Genomic DNA, 7046 nt, shown 5'->3' with positions numbered 1-7046 from the left:
GTTGACCCTGCGGGCTGCACAGGGTTTTATTGATTCCATTTTTACACTGATGAATGTTCCGTTGCGCTGCCCGGATTACACCAGTGTCAGCAAGCGCGCAAAGTCGGTTAATGTCAGTTTCAAAACGCCCACCCGGGGTGAAATCGCGCATCTGGTGATTGATTCCACCGGGCTGAAGGTCTTTGGTGAAGGCGAATGGAAAGTCAAAAAACATGGCCAGGAACGCCGCCGTATCTGGCGAAAGTTGCATCTGGCAGTTGACAGCAACACACATGAAATCATCTGTGCAGACCTGTCGCTGAACAATGTGACGGACTCAGAAGCCTTCCCGGGTCTTATCCGGCAGACTCACAGAAAAATCAGGGCAGCATCGGCAGACGGCGCTTACGACACCCGGCTCTGTCACGATGAACTGCGGCGTAAGAAAATCAGCGCGCTTATCCCGCCCCGAAAAGGCGCGGGTTACTGGCCCGGTGAATATGCAGACCGTAACCGTGCTGTTGCGAATCAGCGGCTGACCGGGAGTAATGCGCGGTGGAAATGGACAACAGATTATAACCGTCGCTCGATAGCGGAAACGGCGATGTACCGGGTAAAACAGCTGTTCGGAGGTTCACTGACACTGCGTGACTACGATGGTCAGGTTGCAGAGGCTATGGCCCTGGTACGAGCGCTGAACAAAATGACGAAAGCAGGTATGCCTGAAAGCGTGCGTATTGCCTGAAAACACAACCCGCTACGGGGGAGACTTACCCGAAATCTGATTTATTCAACAAAGCCGGGGAGAGCATGAAAATGATGGATATGAGCGGTCACGATCAGGCCGCAATGTCCCATGAAATGATGCAAAACGGCAATTCTGCTGCCCATCAGGACATGGCTGAAATGCATAAAAAAATGATGAAATCCAAACCTGAGAACACCCAAGAAACTGCTAAGCCATTTTCCGAAATGAACGAGCATGAGAAAGCCGCTGTTGTGCATGAGAAGGCGAATAATGGTCTATCTTCCGTTATTCATCAGCAGCAGGCTGAAAAGCATCGCAGCCAGATCACCCAGAATTAACCCGCAGCTCCACTTGTCAGACCCTCATTTGACGCCGAAGTCACTGGCTTACGCTCCCGTCCGGGAGCGTTTTTTTCCCATATATCAAACTTTAACTCTGAAGAGGTGGAAGTATCTGACCAACACTGTCACGTAACGCCAGATAACTACAAAAACACCTCAGGTGAACGTAAGCGTTAAGTGAGCGCCGTATTGACGGCTATTTATTGGTGAGATCTACGTTCCATGGCAGCAGTTCGGCCACTTTGTTGATGGGCCACTCCGGCAATACGCTCAGGATATGGCGAAGGTAACCCTCTGGATCGATACCGTTCAGCCTGCACGTTCCGATCAGACCATACAGCAGGGCACCACGTTCACCACCATGATCACTGCCGAAGAAGATGTAGTTTTTCTTGCCCAGACAGACCGCTCGTAGCGCGCGCTCAGCAGCGTTATTATCCGGCTCTGCCAGACCATCATCGCAGTAGTAACACAGGGCATCCCACTGGTTCAGTGCATAAGCGAACGCCTCGCCTAACCGGGATTTTTTCGACAGAGTGGCACTTTTCTCCACCAACCAGTCATGCAGGGATATCAGCAACGGTTAACTTCGGGACCGTCTGGCGGCCAGCCGCTGAGATGCCGGAAGGCCGCGTATTTCCTCTTCTATCGCGTATAACTCACTGATGCGCTTCAGAGCCTCCTCTGCTGTGGCCGTCCGGGTGCTGATATAGACGTCATGGATTTTGCGCCGCGCATGAGCCCAGCATGCCGCTTCTGTCAACGGGCCACCTTCACGCTCTGCGCTGAACAACCTGTCGTACCCTGCGAAGGCATCTGCCTGCAGCACGCCATGATAGTGCCGAAGATGTTGCTGAGGGTGTTTCCCCTGTCGGTCCGGTGAGAAGGCGAACCATGCCGCTGGCGGATCTGATGAACCCGCGCTTCTGTTATCACGGACATATGTCCAGATACGCCCGGTTTTCGTCTTCTTTCTGCCCGGCGCCAGCACGGGCACCGGAGTGTCATCCGTATGCAGTTTGCGGCAGTCCATCACGTAGTGGTAGAGGGCTTCATCCAGCGGGGCCATTAACCGGCAGCACGCATCCACCCAGTTGGAGAGCAGCGCACGACTCAGATCCACACCCTGACGGGCAAAGATTTCGCACTGGCGATACAGCGGCAGGTGTTCACAGTATTTGGCCGTTAACACGCGGGCCAGCAGACCCGGCCCGGCGATGCCCCGGTCGATAGGACGTGAGGGCGCTGGCGCTTCAACGACGCAGTCGCATCGGGTACAGGCCTTTTTCACCCTGACCGTGCGGATCACTTTCAGGGCGCTGGAGACCAGCTCCAGTTGCTCCGCGCTGACTTCGCTGAGATAGGCCATATCACTACCGCAACCAGGACAGCTGGTTTCAGCTGGCTCCAGTCTGTTTATTTCGCGGGGAAGATGTTCCGGTAACGGGCGACGATGACGGGACTGGCGCAACTGACGCGGAACCTGCTGATCATTGTCCCGGCCGTTGTAACGATCGCTTTGCTGCTCCTGCTGTTTCAGCAGGGCTTCGGCTTCTTCGACCTGCCGGCGTAGCTTTTCTGAACGGGTACCGAACAGCATTCGGCGCAGTTTTTCTATCTGAGCCCGCAGATGTTCTATTTCACGCTCTTCGTTCTCTATTTTCTCTTCTGCGCGGGCCAGCGCTGAACGCAGGAACGACTCAGTCTCAGCAACGAGACTGAGCTGGCTGTCTTTCTGGCGAAGCGCGTCTTCCAGCGCAGCGATACGGGCGAGATAGTCCTGACTCATGACCCCATTTATAATGCGGTCATGCGCTTTTTACAACATCGTCAGTGAGTTAAGGCGTGCAGTTTTAGGTTTCCGCCAGTCCAGCTTATCGAGGAGCATGGCGAGTTGTGAGCGGGTGATGGCGATTTTGCCGTCGCGTACAGCAGGCCAGACGAACTGTCCCTCTTCCAGACGTTTGGTAAACAGACACAGACCGTCAGCATCAGCCCAGAGGATCCTCACGGTGTCACCTTTACGACCACGGAAGATAAACAGGTGGCCGGAGAACGGATTGTCATCAAGAACATGCTGGACCAGTTCGCCCAGACCATTGAAGGACTTACGCATATCGGTGACCCCGGCAACCAGCCAGATACGAGTGCCTGACGGTAAGGGTATCATCGGCTCCTCCCGCTCAGCTCGCGGATCAGCGTTTTCAGAAGTGCAGGTGATAAATCCCCGGACAGACGCAGGCTGGCACCGCCGACAGTCACCTCGCATGTCATGGCCTCGCGGCAGGCTGGAGCGGCGGGTTCATAGTGCGGCTCAGCATGGTGTGACAGGACCATATCAGGCAGGACAACGGGGATAACAGAGTCTTGCTCTCTGATTGACCGTTGTATTTCATCGGGCAGAAGATGTCTGTAACGCTGGCGCCAGGTAAACAGCAGATTGTCATTAATTCCATTATCCCGCGCCAACCGGGCAACACAGGCTCCAGGCTGATATGAAGTGGTTTACTGAATTTGGCCACCTGAACAGAGGTGATATGCTCACCTCAGAACAACACAGGTGTCATAATGAAAAAAAGAAATTTCAGCGCAGAGTTTAAACGCGAATCCGCTCAACTGGTCGTTGACCAGAACTACACCGTGGCAGATGCAGCCAGCGCTATGGATGTCGGCCTTTCCACAATGACGCGATGGGTGAAACAATTACGTGATGAACGGCAGGGCAAAACACCAAAAGCCTCCCCCATTACCCCGGAACAAATTGAAATCCGTGAGCTCAGGAAAAAGCTACAACGTATTGAAATGGAAAATGAAATATTAAAAAAGGCTACCGCGCTCTTGATGTCAGACTCCCTGAACAGTTCTCGATAATCGGGAAACTCAGGGCGCGTTATCCTGTGGCCACTCTCTGCCATGTGTTCGGGGTTCATCGCAGCAGCTACAAATACTGGAAAAACCGTCCTGAAAAGCCAGACGGCAGACGGGCTGTATTACGCAGTCAGGTACTTGAACTGCATGGCATCAGCCACGGCTCTGCCGGAGCAAGAAGCATCGCCACAATGGCAACCCAGAGAGGTTACCAGATGGGGCGCTGGCTTGCTGGCAGACTCATGAAAGAGCTGGGGCTGGTCAGTTGCCAGCAGCCGACTCACCGGTATAAGCGTGGCGGTCATGAGCACGTTGCTATCCCGAATCATCTTGAGCGACAGTTCGCCGTAACGGAACCAAATCAGGTGTGGTGCGGTGATGTGACCTATATCTGGACGGGTAAGCGCTGGGCGTACCTCGCCGTTGTTCTCGACCTGTTCGCAAGAAAACCAGTGGGCTGGGCCATGTCGTTCTCGCCGGACAGCAGGCTCACCATGAAAGCACTGGAAATGGCATGGGAAACCCGTGGTAAGCCCGTCGGGGTGATGTTCCACAGCGATAGTAATAATGCCGATGTCAGTCTTTACCACCACTTAGTTTGCCGTTTAACCAGATTGGTGTGATTACTGATGCAGTGAAGACCTTCCCGCATCCTGACTCACACAGCGATCGACCTTTTGTGTCCTGCCCTGGACCCGTCGGTTGCCGGAAGCGCCTTCATGCGAGGCATCTCCTCACCGATGCGCGTGACTCAAGAAGGGCCTGACGGCTTGTCTCGTTACTGTCCTGTCCAGGTTATCTGTCTGGAGATTCAACTCTGTTTCCTCACAGGAGCTCTGTCATGGTTGATAAAGTTACCGAAGCTGCCGTTGTGGGTGGCGTGGATACACATAAAGATTTGCACGTTGCCGCTGTCGTAGATCAGAACAATAAAGTCCTTGGGACTCAGTATTTCTCCACAACACGACAAGGTTACCGGCAGATGCTGGCATGGATGACCTCGTTTGGGACATTAAAGCGAATTGGTGTTGAGTGCACAGGTACCTATGGTTCCGGTTTGCTTCGTTATTTTCAGAACGCCGGGTTAGAAGTTCTTGAGGTGACTGCTCCAGACCGGATGGAGCGACGCAAACGGGGTAAAAGTGACACAATTGATGCTGAATGTGCCGCTCATGCAGCATTCTCAGGCATCAGGACAGTTACTCCCAAAACGCGTGATGGCATGATTGAGTCCCTGCGGGTATTAAAAACTTGCCGAAAAACAGCAATATCAGCCCGCAGAGTCGCTCTCCAGATTATCCATTCAAATATTATCTCTGCCCCGGATGAATTACGTGAACAGCTCAGAAATATGACGCGCATGCAGCTCATCAGGACCCTGGGTTCCTGGAGACCTGATGCCAGTGAATACCGCAATGTAACCAACGTTTATCGCATTTCATTAAAGTCCCTTGCCCGACGCTATCTCGAGTTACATGACGAAATCGCTGATCTGGATGTCATGATTGCGGCAATTGTCGACGAGTTGGCACCTGAGCTGATTAAACGTAATGCTATCGGATACGAAAGCGCTTCACAGTTGCTGATCACTGCCGGAGACAATCCTCAACGGTTAAGATCAGAATCAGGATTTGCGGCACTGTGTGGTGTCAGCCCGGTCCCCGTTTCTTCTGGAAAAACGAACCGTTACCGACTTAATCGTGGTGGAGATCGTGCTGCAAATAGTGCACTTCACATCATCGCCATCGGACGCTTACGAACTGACGCAAAAACAAAGGAATATGTCGCCAGGCGTGTAGCCGAAGGACATACAAAAATGGAAGCGATACGCTGTCTAAAGCGATATATCTCCCGCGAAGTTTACACGTTACTGCGCAATCAAAACAGGCGGATCAACAGTATCCCGATAACAGCTTGACTCTTAGAAGGGCGTCCAGGGCAGCCAGTACGGCAGTGACGACTGGCAGCGCTTCTACCGGGCCAATAACCTGGCGCCGAGCATGAGCCGGCGTGGCAACTGCTGGGATAATGCGGTGGCCGAATCGTTCTTCAGTTCGCTGAAAAAAGAACGGATCAGAAAACGCATATATAAAACCAGGGATCTGGCCCGGGCGGATCTTCGATTACATTGAAGTCTTCTATAACCGGTCCCGGCGCCACAGCCACCTCGGCGGCGTCAGTCCGGAGGCCTTCGAACAGGCCTCGTCGTGAGGACAGGATTTGTCTACAGGCGTGGGGTCAGTCCAAACTATAGGGCAGGATCGTCTACCGGGGCGGGGTCAGTCCATCAACGGCTCGGAAGTGTCTAGATTATCCGTGGCTATTCACGTCGCACCACGTCGGTGGCTATCTGAAGATTGCGCCGGAGCACACCGAAGAAGGCCCGCTGTCGAAAATGATGAAGCCGGGGATGGGCAGCTACGATCGCTTTAAACAGCTGTTCGATACCTACTCAAAGCAGGCAGGGAAAGAGCAGTACCTGATCCCGTACTTCATCTCCGCCCACCCGGGTACGCGCGATGAAGACATGGTGAACCTGGCGCTGTGGCTGAAACAGCGTCGCTTCCGTCTGGATCAGGTGCAGAACTTCTATCCGTCACCGCTCGCCAACTCCACAACCATGTACTACACCGGCAAAAACCCGCTGAGTAAAATTGGTTATAAGAGTGAAGACGTGGTGGTGCCGAAAGGGGATAAACAGCGTCGTCTGCACAAAGCGCTGCTGCGCTACCACGATCCGGCTAACTGGCCGCTGATCCGCCAGGCGCTGGAAGAGATGGGGAAAAAGCATCTGATTGGCTCGCGTCGCGACTGTCTGGTGCCGGCACCAACGCTGGATGAGATGCGCGAAGCGCGTCGTCAGAACCGCCATACGCGCCCGGCGCTGACCAAGCATACGCCGATTGTGCATCAGCGTTCGAACGGTAGCGCGGGAACGAAAAAGAATGTGAAACGTAAGAGCGGCTAGTCTCATTGCCCGGTGGCGCTTCGCTTACCGGGCCTACAACTCAGATCGTAGGCCGGGTACTGTCCCTTACACACATCTGACGCTGCCCACGAATAACAGAGTGTAGGACCCTGTGGCCGCCGCCTCCTAAAAAACAAAACAC

At 53.8% G+C, this 7046-nt stretch carries 3 protein-coding genes and 5 pseudogenes; 6 read left to right on the top strand and 2 right to left on the bottom strand.

What is annotated here, in order from left to right; genetic code table 11:
- The coding region (locus APU11_RS05220; protein WP_060578350.1) for an IS5 family transposase at positions 1–724 on the top strand (724 nt) is incomplete at its 5' end.
- Positions 725–780: 56 nt separating this feature from the next.
- Positions 781–1065 (top strand): annotated as a pseudogene (locus APU11_RS05215) (copper-binding protein); the annotation flags it as partial.
- Positions 1066–1264: 199 nt separating this feature from the next.
- Here APU11_RS05215 and APU11_RS05210 read toward each other — a convergent pair.
- Together APU11_RS05210 and tnpB are read right to left on the bottom strand one after the other, a co-directional pair.
- A pseudogene (locus APU11_RS05210) lies at positions 1265–2857 on the bottom strand (IS66 family transposase).
- A 30-nt stretch (positions 2858–2887) separates the two neighbouring features.
- Positions 2888–3238 (bottom strand): IS66 family insertion sequence element accessory protein TnpB, encoded by a 351-nt coding sequence (gene tnpB, locus APU11_RS05205; protein ID WP_016151369.1) that lies wholly within the window; start codon positions 3236–3238, stop codon positions 2888–2890.
- Positions 3239–3636: 398 nt separating this feature from the next.
- Here tnpB and APU11_RS27635 point away from each other — a divergent pair.
- From APU11_RS27635 to APU11_RS05180, 4 genes and pseudogenes are all read left to right on the top strand, one after another.
- A pseudogene (locus tag APU11_RS27635) lies at positions 3637–4496 on the top strand (IS3-like element ISEc52 family transposase); the annotation flags it as partial.
- 281 nt (positions 4497–4777) lie between these two features.
- A complete protein-coding gene (locus APU11_RS05185; protein ID WP_000227969.1) occupies positions 4778–5854 on the top strand; it encodes an IS110 family transposase in 1077 nt (358 codons plus the stop codon).
- Between the two features lie 16 nt (positions 5855–5870).
- Positions 5871–6147: pseudogene (locus APU11_RS26515) on the top strand (IS3 family transposase); the annotation flags it as partial.
- Between the two features lie 118 nt (positions 6148–6265).
- Positions 6266–6904: pseudogene (locus APU11_RS05180) on the top strand (DUF3362 domain-containing protein); the annotation flags it as partial.
- Positions 6905–7046 lie beyond the last annotated feature (142 nt).

It is taken from the genome of Enterobacter sp. 50793107, from assembly GCF_001463365.1.
In the GTDB taxonomy this organism is placed as follows: Bacteria; Pseudomonadota; Gammaproteobacteria; order Enterobacterales; family Enterobacteriaceae; genus Enterobacter; species Enterobacter cloacae.
This window is presented reverse-complemented; position numbering and strand designations above follow the sequence as displayed.

Excerpts from the sequence above, each read along its gene's own strand:
- tnpB (WP_016151369.1), bottom strand. The coding sequence starts at position 3,238 with ATGATACCCTTACCGTCAGGCACTCGTATCTGGCTGGTTGCCGGGGTC.
- APU11_RS05185 (WP_000227969.1), top strand. The coding sequence starts at position 4,778 with ATGGTTGATAAAGTTACCGAAGCTGCCGTTGTGGGTGGCGTGGATACA.